The organism is Dyadobacter sp. 32, from assembly GCF_902506755.1.
Taxonomy (GTDB): Bacteria; Bacteroidota; Bacteroidia; order Cytophagales; family Spirosomataceae; genus Dyadobacter.
Genome location: NZ_LR735258.1, coordinates 3,208,793 through 3,224,462, shown reverse-complemented (window position 1 = coordinate 3,224,462; position 15,670 = coordinate 3,208,793). Strand labels below are relative to the sequence as shown.

Here is a 15,670-nt window from a genome sequence, read left to right as displayed (position 1 = left end):
TTAAATCGCTGAGGAAATAAATCGGCCGTTGGTTACCGGGTTACATCCTCTACCAACGGCCGGTATTGATTGTGCTGCTTACGCTATTGCGACCATTGAGTCGGTTCGCGATCCCAGCGGTGCTCTTTGAGTTTGTCCAGAATGTCCTCTGAAAGGCCGCCAGTATCACTTACCGCCACGTTGCTTTTTACATGAGGTAGTTTGCGCATGCCGGGAATGGTTGTATGGACATCGGGATTACTGAGTATGAACCGTAGTGCCAGTTCGGGCATGGTCATGCCGTTTGGAATAATGGGCCGTAATGCTTCAGCGTGGTCCACGCTGGCATTAAGATTTTCGGGGACAAAATAAGTTGAGCGCCAGTCATCGGCCGGGAAAGTGGTTTCCTTTGTAAATGTCCCTGTTAATGTTCCTTCATCAAAAGGCACCCTGGCGATTACACCAATATCCAGTTTTTTACAAAGCGGAAAAAGATTGTCTTCCGGAGCCTGATCAAAAATATTATAGATCACCTGCACAGCGTCTATCAATCCGGTTTCAAGCGTTCTGAGGCAGTTGTCCGGTTCCCAGCGATTTACGCTGATTCCCCAACGATCCACTTTACCCTCCGCGGTCAATTTCCGGATGGCTTCTTTCCACTCATCTTCCTGCGCCCAACCATCTTCCCACACATGGAACTGCAACAGATCAATCCGTTCCAGGCCTAGATTTGAAAGGCTTTTTTCAGCATACTCGATAATGTAATCGGCCGGAAAAACATCTTTCAGCGCAAAGCCTGGCTTCGAGGGCCATTGCCTGTTTTTGGGTGGAATCTTTGTTGCAGCGTAGAGCTTTTTGTCGGGGTAACGCTTAATGAGCTCCCCGAGGATCTTTTCACTAAGTCCTTCGGCATATCCCCAGGCGGTGTCAAAAAAGTTGACCCCCGATTCAACGGCGAGGTTTAACGAATCGTCGGTTTCCTTTCGATCAGAGCCCGTCCAGCCGGCAAGTCCCCACATGCCATAACCTATGTCGCTGATTTTCCAATCACTACGACCAAATCGACGATATTGCATTTGTTTTCGTTTAGTTGTTAAGAGCTTCTTTAAAATTCATGCTGTAATTTGTTTCTGCTATTTTTTACGGCACAATTTGCTTTGTTTCGTGAAAAAATGATACCTAACCGATTTTACATTACGAATGTAAGCAGGCTCTGCGTCTTTAAAGGATTTTATAGCATATATTTAATGTAATAGAAATACATTTGCTGCAATTTATTATTTTTAGGAAGGGCGTTTGGTTCCCATCCGAAAACAGGGCATTAATCAGGAAAGAGTAAGCGTGCATGACCAAAGAATCGGTAGTAATGACTGTGAAAAGACTTGTCGGGATTGTTTTGATTGTTGCAATTTCGGCCTGGACAAATAAGGACAAAGAGGAAAACCGGGAGGAAAAGATCGTTTCTTATTCCACAATCTTTCGGCAGATTCAAATGGATGTAAGGGAATGTGTCATTTCTCCCGACTCGGCACGGAGTGCTTTCCGGACGGTAATGACGGATATCAAGGCTTTGTATAGGCCAGATTCCTGTCGGACTATGGATTCTTCTTACTTTGTATACCCCGTTAAATGTTATATGCCGGCCGAATCCATTGGAGGAAAAGGAATGGGCTATAATTCCGAAGGTTTTGACCTTTTTGATATGGAAGCGAAGGGTAGCCATCCTGCGCACGACTTGTTTGTTCATGACAAAAACCGTGATAACATCGATGACCGAACCTGGCGCCCCATTGATGTCCTGGCATTTACATCGGGTGTGGTGCTGGCAACAGAAACGAGTTGGAAGTATGACAGTCAGCTTCGCGGGGGAAACTGGATATGGATCTATGACCCTTGCCTGGACGGCCTTTTTTACTACGCACATAATAATATTGTTAACGTTCAGCCCGGTCAATGGGTGAATGCAGGGGATAAAATCTCAGAAATGGGCCGGTCTGGCTTTAATGCGTATAAAAAGCGTTCACCAACACATTTGCATCTGATGTTTTTGAGGCTAAATGCCGAAAATCTCCCGGAACCGGCCAATCCGATTGATTGGCTCATGAGGGCGACTGTGAAAGATGAAGACTGAGTGCAACAGGCGAATTATAAAAATAAGATATTTCATCGACACTTTATGTGTAGATTCCTTTGATTGACAGATCCATGATGAATTCAAAGATTTGTATACTGTTTGAAATAAATGCGGCCATGCCGTTGTGAAGAATTACTCTATCATATTCCTATACCGTCTGAAAAATGAACAATCGTAGAAACTTTTTAAGGAAAAGTACCGCCCTGGGTTTGGGTGCCTTTGGCGTAAACAGCCTGTTTAACCAGATGCACGCGGCTTCTTTTCTGGAAGCTGAGCAGGCCTGGAATCCGGATAGTGCTCAAAATGAAGATTATTGGTCCGTGATTCAGAATGCCTACTCGGCCAGCAAAAGTGAAGTGCTGATCCTTAATAACGGTGGCGTGTCTCCATCACCGATTGTGGTGCAGGATGCGCTGGAAAAGTATAACCGGCAGGCTGCGCAAGGGCCATCTTACCATATGTGGCGGGTCATTGACAAGGGGCGTGAGCCTCTGCGTAAGCGACTGGCCGGGCTTGGGGGGTGTGATCCGGAAGAAGTAGCGATTAATCGTAATGCCACAGAGGCTTTGAATACCGTCATTTTTGGATTGCCCATGGAGAAGGGCGATGAGGTGATCGGAATGATATATGACTATCCCAATATGATGAATGCCTGGAAACAGCGTCAATTACGCGACGGCATTGTATACAAACAGCTTTCCTTTGATTTTCCGATTGAAAATGACGACCAGATCGTAAAGGCGTACGAAGATGCCATTACGCCCAAAACTAAGCTTATCCATGTTACCCACATCGTGAACTGGATAGGCCAGATTATGCCAGTAAAAAAAATAAGCCAAATGGCGCACAAGCGTGGAATTGAGGTGATCGTGGATGGCGCACATTCTTTTGCACTGCTCGATTATAAAATACCAGATCTTGAATGCGACTATTTTGGTACAAGTCTGCACAAGTTTTTGAGTGCTCCGGTGGGAAGTGGTATGATGTGGGTGAAAAAGGACAAGATTGCCAAAATATGGCCACTGGTCTGCAATCACGAGCCTACCAGTGCCGATATCCGCAAATTTGAGACCCTGGGTACCCGTAGCTTTTGTATCGAACAGGCTATCGGGGAGGCTATTAATTTTCAGGAAGGCATAGGCACCAGGCGCAAGCAGGAACGGGTGCATTTTTTGAAAAAATACTGGGCTGAAAAAGCACTGCAGATCCCGGGTGTGAAAATCCATACTTCCCTGAAACCAGAGTATTCCTGCGCCATCGCCGGCGTAAGCATTGACGGTATGAAGCCTTCGGAACTGGATAGTAAATTGTTTAATGACTTCAGGATCCACACGGTGGGGATGACTTATGAAGGGGTGAATTGTGTTCGGGTAACACCGCATGTGTACACCAGCTTAAAAGATCTGGACAGGTTTGTGGATGCATTGAACAAGATTTCTAAAAAGGTGTAGGCCGGGCCTTGCGAGTAAGGGTGAATCGGTAATCAGCCATTTTTACAAAAGCCATCATTAAACCTGAAGAACGGTTTGATGATGGCTTTGAAATTTAACAGTTTTCAGCTCACCATTTATCTGAATTCCTGCGGATATCATTGTAGTATTTAACCATTCACCCTCAACAGGCTTTACTTCGGGGACAGAATGCCGTACTTTTGAGTTATTCTTTGATTAAAACCGTGCAGAATATGACACAATTAAGAAAAGGCTCTTTCATCAAACGGGTGAAGGATATCAGTATAAGCAGTGCATTGGCAATGACACTTTTTTCTGGCGGACTATTTGTACAGAGTTGCGGATCCAATGACGACGAAGCGGACTACAGTTATGAAGAAACGACGTATGAAAAGGGCATTAAGTCTCACATAAAAGAAGTGAAGCCGGGTGAGTTTAAGATTATGGATGAAGAAAGCGTTGGTGCCGGAAAATCGATGGCCATCGTAACCTATCTGGATGGACATACCGATTCTTTAAGTGCAACAGCTGCAAAAGCGCTGATCGACGAGGATATCCGTAAAGATGAGTCTCGCGTTGGTCACCATAGCGGCTTGTCTACCATGTTACTCTATGGCGGAATGGGTTACATGCTTGGACGGAACTCGGGCAACGGATATATGAATAACTACCGGAATCAGGGTGCGGCCCGCGGATTTTACAATAGCCCGGGGGCGTATAGTAAGTCTCAGAGTGTGGTTCAGGATGTGAACGCGTCGCGTTCGACCCGTGTTGTAAATACGCGCCCAAAGGGAGGCCGAAGCGGCTTTTTTAGTCGGTCTGCGGGTAGGAGTGGAGGGTAATATTAATTATGAATGAAGAATTAGGAATTGAGTAGATAGCTCTTAATTGTACCGCCGCCCTGGATTTTTAATTCTTGATTAAAAAAAAATATGGTTGATCTAAAAAAATTACCTGAGCATCCTGAGAAAGATCTTCAAAAGCTCGGCTGGAACTGGATGCTGGGTACGGATACGGTACCTTATGTAGTAAATGATGTGGTTGTTATAACAGAGGAGGAGGCCAATCAGTATTACGATGCCGCCACCACACTTTACGATATGTTTGTGGAAGCGGGCCAGTATGCAATCGACCATCTTCTGTTTAAGGAAATGGGGATTCCTGATAATCTTATCGAACTGATCAGGCTTTCCTGGGAGGATGACCGGCAGGTGCACCTTTATGGCCGTTTCGATCTGGCGGGTGGTACGGACGGAGAGGCCATCAAGCTTATAGAATTCAACGCCGACACCGCAACCTGCATCCCCGAAACAGCTATTGTGCAGTGGGCTCATTTACGCATGAATGGACTGGACGAGTCTAATCAGTTCAACACGCTGTATGAAACCCTGGTGGGGCAGTTTCGCTATATTAAAGAAGAAAACAGTGATTTGACAGCATCTATCCTCTTTACGACCATGCCGGGTTATCCGGAAGATGATGCCAATGTAGCTGTGCTTGCAGAGGCGGCCAAAGAAGCTGGATTTGAAGTAGACTTCGCGTCGATTGAAAACGTTGAATTCTCGGACGGGGAAGGCATTTTCAAACAGGAGCCTGAGACCGGGAATTTTGTTCGCTTTGACTTCTGGTTTAAGCTCATTCCCTGGGAATACATTGGTAACGACGAGCCCGAATTGGCAACCATGCTTACCACCATTGTGAAAAATCGCAAAGCGGTGATTCTCAATCCTGCTTACACTTTACTTTTCCAATCCAAATACATCCTGAAGGTGCTGTGGGATCTGTATCCTTATCATCCGTTGCTCCTGCAAACCGAACGCTATGCAATCTCAAACAAAAGGTCGGTGAGTAAAGTGCTGTTTGGCCGTGAAGGAGCCAATGTCACCATTCATGAAAAGGGCGGCGAGCAACTAGAGGCGGAGGAAGGAGAATATGGCGATCAGCCCAGGATTTATCAGGAATATGTTACTTTCCCCACCGACAGCGAAGGGAAATCTTATCAGGCCGGAGTCTTTATTGTGGATGAACCTTGTGCTTTGGGCTTTCGCCGAGGAGGGAAAATTCTGAATAACACGGCTCAGTTTGTAGGGCATGTGGTGGAGTAAACTACGCTGTTAACGCAACTGTTTCTGCCCTTTTCCAACGATTGATTATTTCGTTTCAAAGTCTTGAATAGCGCCCTCATGGAATCAGGGTAATCTGCCGTCGTTTCGCGAGTTATCTGATTTTTTAATCCGGTTTTTTGAGCAAATCATAAAAGAACAAATCATCGGCAAACCCGATCTGGCTATGATTTATAGGGTTAAGTTTGTCAGCAAATTTTTCCGGATCATCCCTTGATCAGGTAGTGGCTAATATTGCTTCAGCTGCCAGTCTCCCGCTTTTCATCGCAGCGTTGATCGACCCATTCATCAGGTAATCCCCACATACAAAACAGTGAGGACTCCACTTTTTCACCTGAGGATCCGGCTCATTGGTTACCTTGTCGTCATTGGGCAGCGCGTAGGGAATGTGATAGGTTTTGAGATGTTTCCAGTCGATTGCCTCTGGGAACCAGCGTTGCATTTCCTGTGAAGCCTGTTCTACAAGCGCAGTGCCGTCGATGCCTGAATGATTTCCGATCAGCGAAAGGGAAATTAGGGAGTCTCCATTTTGGGAATAATCAGGTGAGATCTGATTCATCACAGCCATATTGTTGACTAATGCTCCGGGTCGGCTATTCAAAGCAATTAAAGGTTGTTTGAATGGTTTGGTATTCGAGGTAAAATAAATGTTGGTAACCGAATGCCCTGATTTTACAGTCTGCTGAAATGGTTTGGGCAAATGCGGCTGATCTGTAGCTATGAGCACAGAGCCTGCCTCGTAGACCGAGCCGGAAACTGTCCTTACCTTGTGGTCATCAATTTCTGTAACCTCCTGGTGAAAAACAATTTCATCAACAGCCAAGTCCCGGGCTAATTGTAACGGAATCATGCCCATACCTTTGGCTGGAACGGCCGCATCGCCCTCACCAAACATTTTAAACACAAACTCAAACATCCGGCTTGAAGTGTCCAGCTTGTCTTCCAGAAAAATACCCGTCATAAACGGTTTGAAAAACTGACTTAGTATACGGTCGCTGAACCCGGTATTTTTAAGATAGGTCCATGTGCTGGTTTCTTTATCCGAAAAAATCTCGTCGATACTTTTGCCGGCAAGCTTTGCTTTTAGCCCCAGCATTCTCATTTTATCACCAAACGTACCCGCTGGCGAGCACAACGTGCTGATCAAAGTGCCGGGCTGTCTCAAGGGGTCACCAATCCTTGTTGTTCCTTTGTCGTTCAATATCAGCGCGCCAGGATCAAACCGGCGGAGATCCAGGGCATTGTAATCCAGAAAGTTTTGGGTTTCTGGATAGGCGGTGAGCAGTACCTGAAAGCCACGGTCAAGTAGGAAGCCGTCCACAGAATCTGTCCGCACCCTGCCACCCACCTGATCAGATGCTTCCAGGATTCTAATCGATTTTCCCGCTGCTTTCAGCACTTTTGCAGCCGTAAGGCCAGCCAACCCCGCACCTACAATGATTACATCTGTTTTATTAAGCTCCATGGAGAACGTTTTAATTGGGTTCTGAAAGCTCCCTTGGCTCAGTCCCCGGTTTGGCGTAAGACAGCCGTCCCACGGATTGTGGCAGAAAATAGGCATCCAACCCCGCCACAGTCATGGTTTCTGCTTTTACATGAGCCACTGTACCGTCCGGGCCTATCAGGTTGTCATCGGTAAGTATTTCCACAATCTCACCGACGACAATAGTGGTTCCGTTGATTTTCATATCGATGATTTCGCGCAGTACTAAGCCGATCCGGATGCTGGATTGCCGTACAAAAGGTGCTTCAAAGCCCTGGATATACTGTTCGTCAAACCCGCAGGTTTCAAATTCGGATCTGCCCGAAGGGTAGCTCGCACTGGTTTGATGCGCCTTCTTGTACCATGCGGGTAATACATTATTCAGGGTATACTGGCCCGTTGCCCGGATATTTTTGAGTGTGTCGTTATGTTCACGCTCCGGTCTTATCACCATGCCCAGTAGTGGGGGATTGGCGCCCAGATGAAAGGCAGAGCTGATCAAAGACAGATTGGTAACCCCGGCGCTATTCATTGTGCCTAAAAGATTTAATGATTTAAATCCAACTAAACTGTTGATCAGACTGATCCTGTAATGTTTTTCTAACGCAGCAATCTGAGCACTTTTGATATTTACCATGTTAAACAGTTTTTAATTTACCCAATCCCCCATCAATGCCAATAACCTGGCCTGTCATCCAGCTACTACCCTCAGAAAGCAAAAAAGCGATCATTTGGCTGATGTCTTCCGGTTGTCCGTATCGGGCCAGGGGGTGCCTTTTTGCGGATGCTTCACGTTTTTCCTGTGTGCTGAGCAGGTTTTGAGCCATCGGCGTATCTGTCAAGGATGGGGCCACTACGTTCACCCGTATTTGTTGCACTGCCAATTCAGCTGCCAATGCCAGGGCAAGACCTTCCAAGCCGCCCTTCGCTGCGGATACACTGGCATGGTAAGGCAGTCCGGTTGTAGCAGCCACAGAACTGATCAGAACAACAGATGCACCTGCCGCATTTTTTAGGGGCTTGAGTGATTGTTGGATAATCCGGGCTGCCCCCAGGACATTGACACGGTAATCGTTTAAAAAGTCGTCTGCCGACAGCCTGTTGAAGGGTTTCAGGTTGATACTCCCCACCGAGTAGACCAATCCATGCAGCTTTTCCGGCAAAAATGCGGGTATCGACTCAAGGTCTCCGGTTATGTCGGCTGCCAGGTATTTAACACCCTCCGGCAAATCAACAGTCCCGGATCGCGAAATCACATACACTACTGCGTCGTTCTGGTGTAAAAGTTTAACCAGGGATAAACCAATCCCTGAACTTCCACCAACAACCAGGATATTCTTTCCTTTATAATTCATTAACCAATATATTTTAAAAATTCCTAATTGCTTTCGAAAAGAGGTTTGTCAAGCAATAAACGCTTTGAGGTGCTCATTGAAACAGTCCGTGATCTTGTTCTAGCCGTATCGCTCCTTATTCTCCACCTGTCATTATATGGGTAAGCCGCTTGTTTTGGATCATCCTATTACTTTTGTAATATACTCAGAATGAGAAACCAGCCCTCAACGTCAAACGGTTAAAGTCTTCTTTTTTTTCAATATTCAGCTGTTGTACGGAAGATCGTTGAAAGCGGTATCCTGCCGAGATGGTAAAACCGGTGTTGCTGCTGAAAAGTATTTTCAGACCGATTCCGGCTGCTACGGTTGGCCCTCCGCCAAAGCGCACGCTGTCCACATCATTGGACGTGGCATTGAATCCATACCCACCTTCGATAAAGTAAAAAGGTATTTTGTCGCCCTTCCGCGTAAAGTCACCCCGTACACTAAGGACTATCGGGACGAATGTTTGAACGGCATATAAATCGGCTCCAACGCCAAGCCCAGTATAAAGCCATTGGTTAAATTTATATCCATTTGTGGTTTGAAAGGAAAACGCCGAGGTGGTTACACCATTGGAAGCCCTGTTGCTCATCGCTAGCGGACCGAGCTCGGTGTAGTGTACAAAACCTTTCTCCTTGTAGCGAATACCAGGATTTACATACTTTTCAATTTCTACTTTGTCCACTTCATCCGCCAGGAAGGTAAGGATACTTCTATCAAACATTTCCAGTTTAACAGGAGGCCCCGGTTCAAGTATATTACCTCTTATAACAGAACCATTTTTAAGCAAAACCCTTACGTGTGTCTTTTTTTGGCCAAAAGAGACGATGGTAAGGTACAGGACAAAAAGTATTGTGAGTGTAAACGTATTTTTCATTTTTGTGAAAAGGGATTATTTTGTCTGAGAATCAGTTGTCCAGCCATATTTTGAAGTCGGGGCTTCTTTCCCGACTTACAAAAGTATTTTGTTCAAATGCAGGTTTAAGAAATACCTGAAGGCGGCTCGAAAGCAGCGTTTTTACTTTCTGAATGGATTGAATGCGGGCGATAATTTTTCGGTTGATCCTGAAAAAAAGGTGCGGATCAAGAAGTTCTTCCAGGCTTTCCAGGTTATAATCGATCAAATATTTACGTCCTTCCAAAGTTACCAGAAAGACCACCTTGTCGTCTGCATAAAAATAGGCCACCTCCTCTATGTTTTTATAAAGTATGGTGTCGGCATACTTGACCAAAAACCGGTGTTTGTATTTTTTGCTGAATGACAGCATATTTTCTTCAATTTTTCGGATATCGGCTAGCGAGATACCGCCACGTGCTGCATTCAGATTCCGATATTTGATCAGTGCGTTTTGAAGTTCCGTCTTATCCAGGGGTTTCAGCAGGTAATCGATGCTGTTAACCTTAAAGGCCTGCAAAGCGTATTGGTCATAAGCAGTGGTGAAAATGACTGGGCTGTTCACTGTAATTCGCTCGAAAATACGGAAGCAAAGTCCATCGGATAAATGAATATCCAGCAAAAGCAAGTCCGGCTCCGGATTTTTACTCAGCCAGGATACGCCTTCTTCTATTGATTCCAGTATATCTGCTACTTCAATGGTCGGATCAAATTCCTGCAGGAGTTGCGAAGCTCTTTTGGCAGAGAGGGCTTCATCTTCCAGTATAAGAACTCTCATGGTTTACCTTCTATATATTAAATGAGTAAAATTCATGGTTCAAAAAAAGAAGCGTGTGTAGGTCTTATCAAAGGTATGGTTACACTAAACTGCTGATCCGTTTGTTTGACTTCCAGGCCATGATGCCCAAGGAATATATATCTCTGGGCAATGTTGTTCAGTCCCAAACCGGTCGACTCCTGGTCCCGGGTCTCTTTGCGCTGAAGATTGTTTCTGACCGTAATCGTTTCGTTGTCCAGACAGATAATCTCCACGTGCAATGGTTTGTTTTTGCCGATGACATTGTGTTTAACTGCATTTTCAACGAGCATCTGTAACGACACAGGTACGATATAGGCTGATTGGCAATCTTTATTCACATGGATGGTGGTTACCAGGCCCGACTCAAACCGGGTTTTTAACAGATAAAGATAGGATTCGATGAAATTTAATTCCTCTTTTAGTTCAATAATCTCCTTGTCGGGGCTCTTGAGTACATATCTGTAAACATTGGAAAATTGTCTTACGAACTCCACCGAGGTGTTCGCATCCAGTGGAATCAGTGCGCTTAGTACACTCAGATTATTGAATAGAAAATGGGGATTGACCTGATTTTTAAGCGCCTGAAGCTGAGCCTGACTACTTATTCTCTTATGGTTTTCTATTTCCTGATTACTTTTCTCGAGTTGTTGGTGATAGAGAAATATGATATTGATCGTGTTGAGAAACAGATTGACCCGAAAACAGAACATCAGGAGCAGTTTCATGGGAAGAATCCAATCCCTCCAGTGGTGTGATATGGTGAAATACGAAGTAATACCACCCAGGATCAGCGTTGTAAAGAAAACGGCCACCACGCTGGCTCCAAAACCATAGCTGATCCTTTTCCAAAATGATTTAATGTCAAGCCTGGCCAGAAAATTATCGAGTAGCCGGTTGCCTTCCCAAATCGCAATCGTCAAGATAATAAAAAGCAGCAGGATTACCGGCTTTGGCGTGATGATCGGATAATGCTCAAAAGATTCTACCAGAAGGGTATTCAGAAAAGAATACCCTCCGAGCAGAATCATAAACAAATACCGATATCTGATGGAGAACATGGTGACTTTGGGATGAAATGACAAACATTGGTAAACTACCTAAAATCATAGGGTTTACCAATGTTCCGAGTCAATAAAATTAGGGCATCAGGACTTTGTCAATGACATGTATCACCCCGTTGGTGGCCAGTATATTGGCAGCAGTAATGTTGGAGTTCCCACTTGTTTTCCCGATTACCTTCGCACCTCCGGAAAGGTTGAAAGTTACCTTACCACTTGGGTTGGCCGTAGCTACCTCGCCTGTTACATTGGGAAGGTCAGTGGAGAATACACGGCCGGGAACTACATGATAAAGCAGTACATTAGTCAGCAAGGTTCTGTTGGCAGGAGCAGTTAAGGTTGCCTTCGGGGTTGTTTTATACAACTCTGTGAACGCTGCATTGGTGGGAGCAAATACAGTCAACCCTGTTGCAGAAGCGGCAGAAAGTGCCGTAGCCACCGCAGGATCAGCCGCTAATACAAGTGAAACCAATTCGGTGAAATCAGCATTGCCCTGTGCTACCTCAACAAGAGATTTTGAAGGGGGGACAATCACGTTGTCTATCACGTGAATCACACCATTTGATGCATCCACATCCGTGGCAATCACTTTGATATTACCGTTTATAAAAACACCATCAGCGTTTTTTGACAGGTAAATGTCATTATTGGCATTGACCGTTTTGGCAACCCCGCTTTTTACATCGGCTGCTTTCACCTCTCCGCTCACCACGTGGGAAGTCAAAATGGGAGTCAGTGCTTCTTTGGTCAATGTGTTCAGACTGGTGATACCCGCTTTGGTAAATGCGGCATTGTTGGGCGCAAATACTGTGAAGGGACCTGCTCCCTGTAGTGTGGTAACGAGTTCAGCCTTGGTCAGTGCTGCAACCAGAGTGGAAAATTGAGCATCGCCAGAAGCCACGGCGGCAATGTTTCCGACTGCCGGCGTGCCGGGCATGTCATCATCATCTTTGCAAGAAACAAAAGTTGCTGCAAGACCAGCTGCCAGCAAATACTTATTGAGTGTGACTAATTTTTTTAAAGATTTCATAGTAATCGGATTTATGATTGTGGACTAATTTGTTTAGCTACCTTGATTAACCCGTTTCACCATTTGTTTATTTCTGAAGAAGAACCGACCGTAACATAGGAGGGAGTGAAGCGTGTTAATTGACGGAGTGAACGGGAGAACTGGAATGGCTGCTGCTTTTTGATTTAATAGTCCAATCCTGTCGAATGGAGTACGGTATACAACGAAATCCATCACTTTCCTATGACCCGAACCAAAAGCTGCCTGATTTTCTTTTTTGTTTTAGCCATTTGTACCAGGTCATTATCCGGCCAGCCTACGGGTAAAAGAATATTTGTCGAATGGAAGTCCGGCATGCCCTCAGGCACGATTCAGGTACAGCATGGAAATATTCAGAAAGTGGAAATCGTAAAGGGAAAGGGAAAAGTAAAGGGGAGCAGTTTCACTTTTTCGGCTGGTGATAACAATCGTATCAGTATTCTGGTCGAGGGGGTTAAAGACCAGCCTGGTCCTAATGCCACCATCATTTCTGTTCAGACTGCAGCTCATCCGTTTTCGTTTTTTACCCGTGATGTGCATTTGGAGTACCCCATTTACCTGCCCCAATATGGTGTAATTGTATTATCGGAAAGTGACCCAAGGTCATTCGCAGAAGTTGAACAAGCTGTTCTTAATCAGAAATTACGGACTAAAATTCAGCGTATCGAAACAGAACCGGAAGTTTCGTTTTCCGCGGTTGCGGACAAGGTGAAAAAGATGTCCGTACCTACATGGCTGGGTGTCAGCAGGGATTTCAGGCTATTTGAAATTTCGGAAAGTCTGACGGATGCAGCTAAAGGTGAAGCCAATATGATTGCCCCCAAGCGATCATCGTCGTCGTTGAAACTGCCTCAGATGAAAAATGAGGCGGCTAATTACCTCTATTCCATGGGCAGGGGAGTGGGTGTTCAGGAGAATGTGAAAAGAAGGCTGGAACAGGGTGTGATGCCTATTCTGCATTCTGAACTGACAGACGACGACATTGTCTATCACTCAACCATGTTCGCAGCACTGGAGAAGTCGGCCATTACCGCATTGAAAGGGACTGATTTTCTGGTGGCGGATAGTTTCAGTGGGGGGCACATGTTTACCAAAGAGCAGGGCGAGGCGCTGAAAACAAGAACACCGGCTGCGTTGGATACGGATGAAGAAACGGTTTTGTTTTTCAAATCCGAGATACGTAACACCGGGTCGGTGCCACGGTACGCCTGGATAAAGACAGCCCGCCCGGGGACAGGCTGGTGGCACAAGTTTCCATATACTTTTGATGCCAAAACGGGGTTTTCCATTTTCCCCGACGGAAAGGTTTTTTGTATTTCCGCATTGAACGGTAAACCCCTCGCCAATGAGGAAATGGCCATCTTGTTGAAACCCGGGGAAACCGCAGTTTTTGAGTTTTTTCTCCCACATAGTCCGCTACCTGCTGAGCGCGCGCACAAACTTGCCGGCGTTTCTTATGCAGAGAGAATAAACGAGAGCAAGTCATTCTGGGCGGGTAAGCTGAAAAACGCCGCAAAGATCAGCGTGCCTGAAAAACGAATTGATGAAATGATTCAGGCGGGTTTGCTGCATCTGGATCTGATCACCTATGGCAATGAGCCTAACGGAACCCTCGCGCCGAGCATCGGGGTGTATTCTCCCATTGGTACAGAAAGTGCACCCATCATTCAGTATTATGCGTCGATGGGGTTGAATGATGTAGCCAAACGATCGCTCAACTATTTCCTCGACAAGCAGCACGAAGACGGGTTTATTCAAAACTTTGGCGGATACATGGTCGAAACCGGTGCGGCACTGTGGAGCATGGGTGAATATTTCCGGTATACAAAAGACCTGTCCTGGGCGAACGAAGTACAGACTAAATTGATCAAGTCCTGCGATTATCTCTTTGCGTGGCGTAACAAAAACAAACGGCCTGAATTGAAGGGTAGGGGATTCGGGATGATTGATGGCAAGGTAGCCGACCCGGAAGATCATTTTCATCAGTTTATGCTGAATGGCTACGCCTATCTTGGGTTGGTGCGCGTAGCTGAAATTCTGGACCATACAAATCCAGCGGAAGCAGCCCGTGTGAGAAACGAAGCACAGGCATGGAAACAGGATATCCGGGAGTCGTTTTTTAATACCATGGCGCTCTCACCTGTGGTACCATTAGGGGATGGCACGTGGAGCCCCACCGCTCCCCCGTGGACGGAAACCGTGGGATTGCGTGCACTTTATCTGAAAGAGGAAAGCTTCTGGTCCCATGGTACTTTTGGTGTGTCGGATGCGATGCTCGGCCCGATGTATCTGGTTTTTTGTGAAGTGCTGGATGTGACTGAACCGGCCGCAAAAACGTTGCTGGATTACAACAGTGAGCTTTTTTACCAGGGCAACGCAGCCTTCAGCCAGCCGTATTACAGCCGGCACAACTGGATGCAGGCCAAACTGGGCATGACCAAGCCTTTCCTGAGTACTTATTACAACACTTTCGCTGCGCACGCCGACCGTGAAACCTATACTTTTTGGGAACATCTTTTCAGAGTGAGCGCCCATAAAACCCATGAGGAAGCATGGTTTCTGATGGAGACCCGTTGGATGTTGTACATGGAGGACGGGGCGGCGTTGAAACTCTTTGGCACAATCCCCAGAACCTGGATGGAAGACGGTAAGGAAATAGTACTGGAAAATGTCCAAAGCTATTTTGGGCCCATCGATGCCAGAATCCAGTCACATCTTGAACTTGGTTTTATCGAAGCAACTGTATCCAGTACAACTGACCGGAAACCGGAGAAATTGCTGATCCGGGTTCCACATCCTCAGAATAAGTTGCCGGTCAAAGTGACTGGCGGGACCTTCGATCCGAAAACGGAACTGGTAACCGTGGATGGGTTTAAAGGTGAGGCGCGGGTGAGGCTTGAATATTAGGTAGCTCAGCGGTTTGCAGCGTTACGTTTCTGGTTCCTGCCGTCCCCAGGCAATGAAAGCGGCAATTATGGCAAAGAAAATGTTGATCCCGATCTGAGAGGTTTCCCCTCTGGTTATGTGAAAAACGCTTGCGGCAACCATGAGTGCCATGGTTCCGTAAGCGGTATATACTGTCAGTTTGGGTTGAATGCGAAGTAAGCTAGGTAATATCAATCCCATCCCAGCCAATAAATCCAATACTCCTGTCAATTTCACCAGCGCAGCGTTTTCTGCCGTCCAGGGCCACATTTGGGCTAGTTTATCGGCGGACTGAAATAGTTTCGTCGTACTTGACCACACAAGGCTAACTGCCAAAATTCCCTGGGCAAGCCATCTTTAAGCGCAACTCCGTAAATTACGTTGGGTTTAGAGCGTGTT

At 46.0% G+C, this 15,670-nt stretch carries 14 protein-coding genes; 5 read left to right on the top strand and 9 right to left on the bottom strand.

Annotated elements, in window-relative coordinates:
- Window positions 1-83 precede the first annotated feature (83 nt).
- Window positions 84-1,055, bottom strand: a complete 972-nt coding sequence (locus DYADSP32_RS13150; protein WP_149242304.1) for an aldo/keto reductase — start codon at window positions 1,053-1,055, stop codon at window positions 84-86.
- Between the two features lie 269 nt (window positions 1,056-1,324).
- On the opposite strand from DYADSP32_RS13150, the gene DYADSP32_RS13145 reads away from it, so the two are divergent.
- The 4 genes from DYADSP32_RS13145 to DYADSP32_RS13130 all read left to right on the top strand — a co-directional run bounded on the left by DYADSP32_RS13145 (window position 1,325) and on the right by DYADSP32_RS13130 (window position 5,669).
- Window positions 1,325-2,110 carry a M23 family metallopeptidase gene (locus DYADSP32_RS13145; RefSeq protein WP_414617734.1) on the top strand — a complete coding sequence of 262 codons (786 nt, stop codon included), beginning with the start codon at window positions 1,325-1,327 and terminating at the stop codon, window positions 2,108-2,110.
- A 167-nt stretch (window positions 2,111-2,277) separates the two neighbouring features.
- Complete coding sequence (locus DYADSP32_RS13140; RefSeq protein ID WP_149242305.1) at window positions 2,278-3,564, top strand: aminotransferase class V-fold PLP-dependent enzyme; 1,287 nt, start codon at window positions 2,278-2,280, stop codon at window positions 3,562-3,564.
- 233 nt (window positions 3,565-3,797) lie between these two features.
- Complete coding sequence (locus DYADSP32_RS13135) at window positions 3,798-4,406, top strand: hypothetical protein (RefSeq protein WP_149242306.1); 609 nt, start codon at window positions 3,798-3,800, stop codon at window positions 4,404-4,406.
- A 90-nt stretch (window positions 4,407-4,496) separates the two neighbouring features.
- Window positions 4,497-5,669: a glutathionylspermidine synthase family protein gene (locus DYADSP32_RS13130; RefSeq protein WP_149242307.1), complete on the top strand. Its 1,173-nt coding sequence runs from the start codon at window positions 4,497-4,499 to the stop codon at window positions 5,667-5,669.
- Window positions 5,670-5,904: 235 nt separating this feature from the next.
- Here DYADSP32_RS13130 and DYADSP32_RS13125 read toward each other — a convergent pair whose 3' ends face one another.
- The 7 genes from DYADSP32_RS13125 to DYADSP32_RS13095 form a co-directional block, all read right to left on the bottom strand.
- Window positions 5,905-7,152 (bottom strand): NAD(P)/FAD-dependent oxidoreductase, encoded by a 1,248-nt coding sequence (locus DYADSP32_RS13125; RefSeq protein WP_414617733.1) that lies wholly within the window; start codon window positions 7,150-7,152, stop codon window positions 5,905-5,907.
- Window positions 7,153-7,162: 10 nt separating this feature from the next.
- Window positions 7,163-7,807, bottom strand: a complete 645-nt coding sequence (locus DYADSP32_RS13120; protein WP_149242309.1) for a flavin reductase family protein — start codon at window positions 7,805-7,807, stop codon at window positions 7,163-7,165.
- 1 nt (window position 7,808) lies between these two features.
- Window positions 7,809-8,525, bottom strand: coding sequence for an SDR family oxidoreductase (locus DYADSP32_RS13115; RefSeq protein ID WP_149242310.1), 717 nt, complete (start codon window positions 8,523-8,525; stop codon window positions 7,809-7,811).
- 184 nt (window positions 8,526-8,709) lie between these two features.
- Window positions 8,710-9,423 (bottom strand): hypothetical protein, encoded by a 714-nt coding sequence (locus DYADSP32_RS13110; protein WP_414617732.1) that lies wholly within the window; start codon window positions 9,421-9,423, stop codon window positions 8,710-8,712.
- 31 nt (window positions 9,424-9,454) lie between these two features.
- Entirely contained in the window at window positions 9,455-10,219 is a 765-nt protein-coding gene (locus tag DYADSP32_RS13105; protein WP_149242311.1) for a LytR/AlgR family response regulator transcription factor, read from the bottom strand.
- Between the two features lie 32 nt (window positions 10,220-10,251).
- Complete coding sequence (locus tag DYADSP32_RS13100) at window positions 10,252-11,298, bottom strand: histidine kinase (RefSeq protein WP_149242312.1); 1,047 nt, start codon at window positions 11,296-11,298, stop codon at window positions 10,252-10,254.
- Between the two features lie 79 nt (window positions 11,299-11,377).
- Window positions 11,378-12,328 (bottom strand): fasciclin domain-containing protein, encoded by a 951-nt coding sequence (locus DYADSP32_RS13095; RefSeq protein ID WP_149242313.1) that lies wholly within the window; start codon window positions 12,326-12,328, stop codon window positions 11,378-11,380.
- 222 nt (window positions 12,329-12,550) lie between these two features.
- Between DYADSP32_RS13095 and DYADSP32_RS13090 the strand changes: the two genes are divergently transcribed.
- Window positions 12,551-15,253 (top strand): hypothetical protein, encoded by a 2,703-nt coding sequence (locus DYADSP32_RS13090; protein ID WP_149242314.1) that lies wholly within the window; start codon window positions 12,551-12,553, stop codon window positions 15,251-15,253.
- A 21-nt stretch (window positions 15,254-15,274) separates the two neighbouring features.
- Here DYADSP32_RS13090 and DYADSP32_RS13085 read toward each other — a convergent pair whose 3' ends face one another.
- Window positions 15,275-15,607 (bottom strand): DoxX family protein, encoded by a 333-nt coding sequence (locus tag DYADSP32_RS13085; protein ID WP_414617731.1) that lies wholly within the window; start codon window positions 15,605-15,607, stop codon window positions 15,275-15,277.
- Window positions 15,608-15,670: the final 63 nt, after the last annotated feature.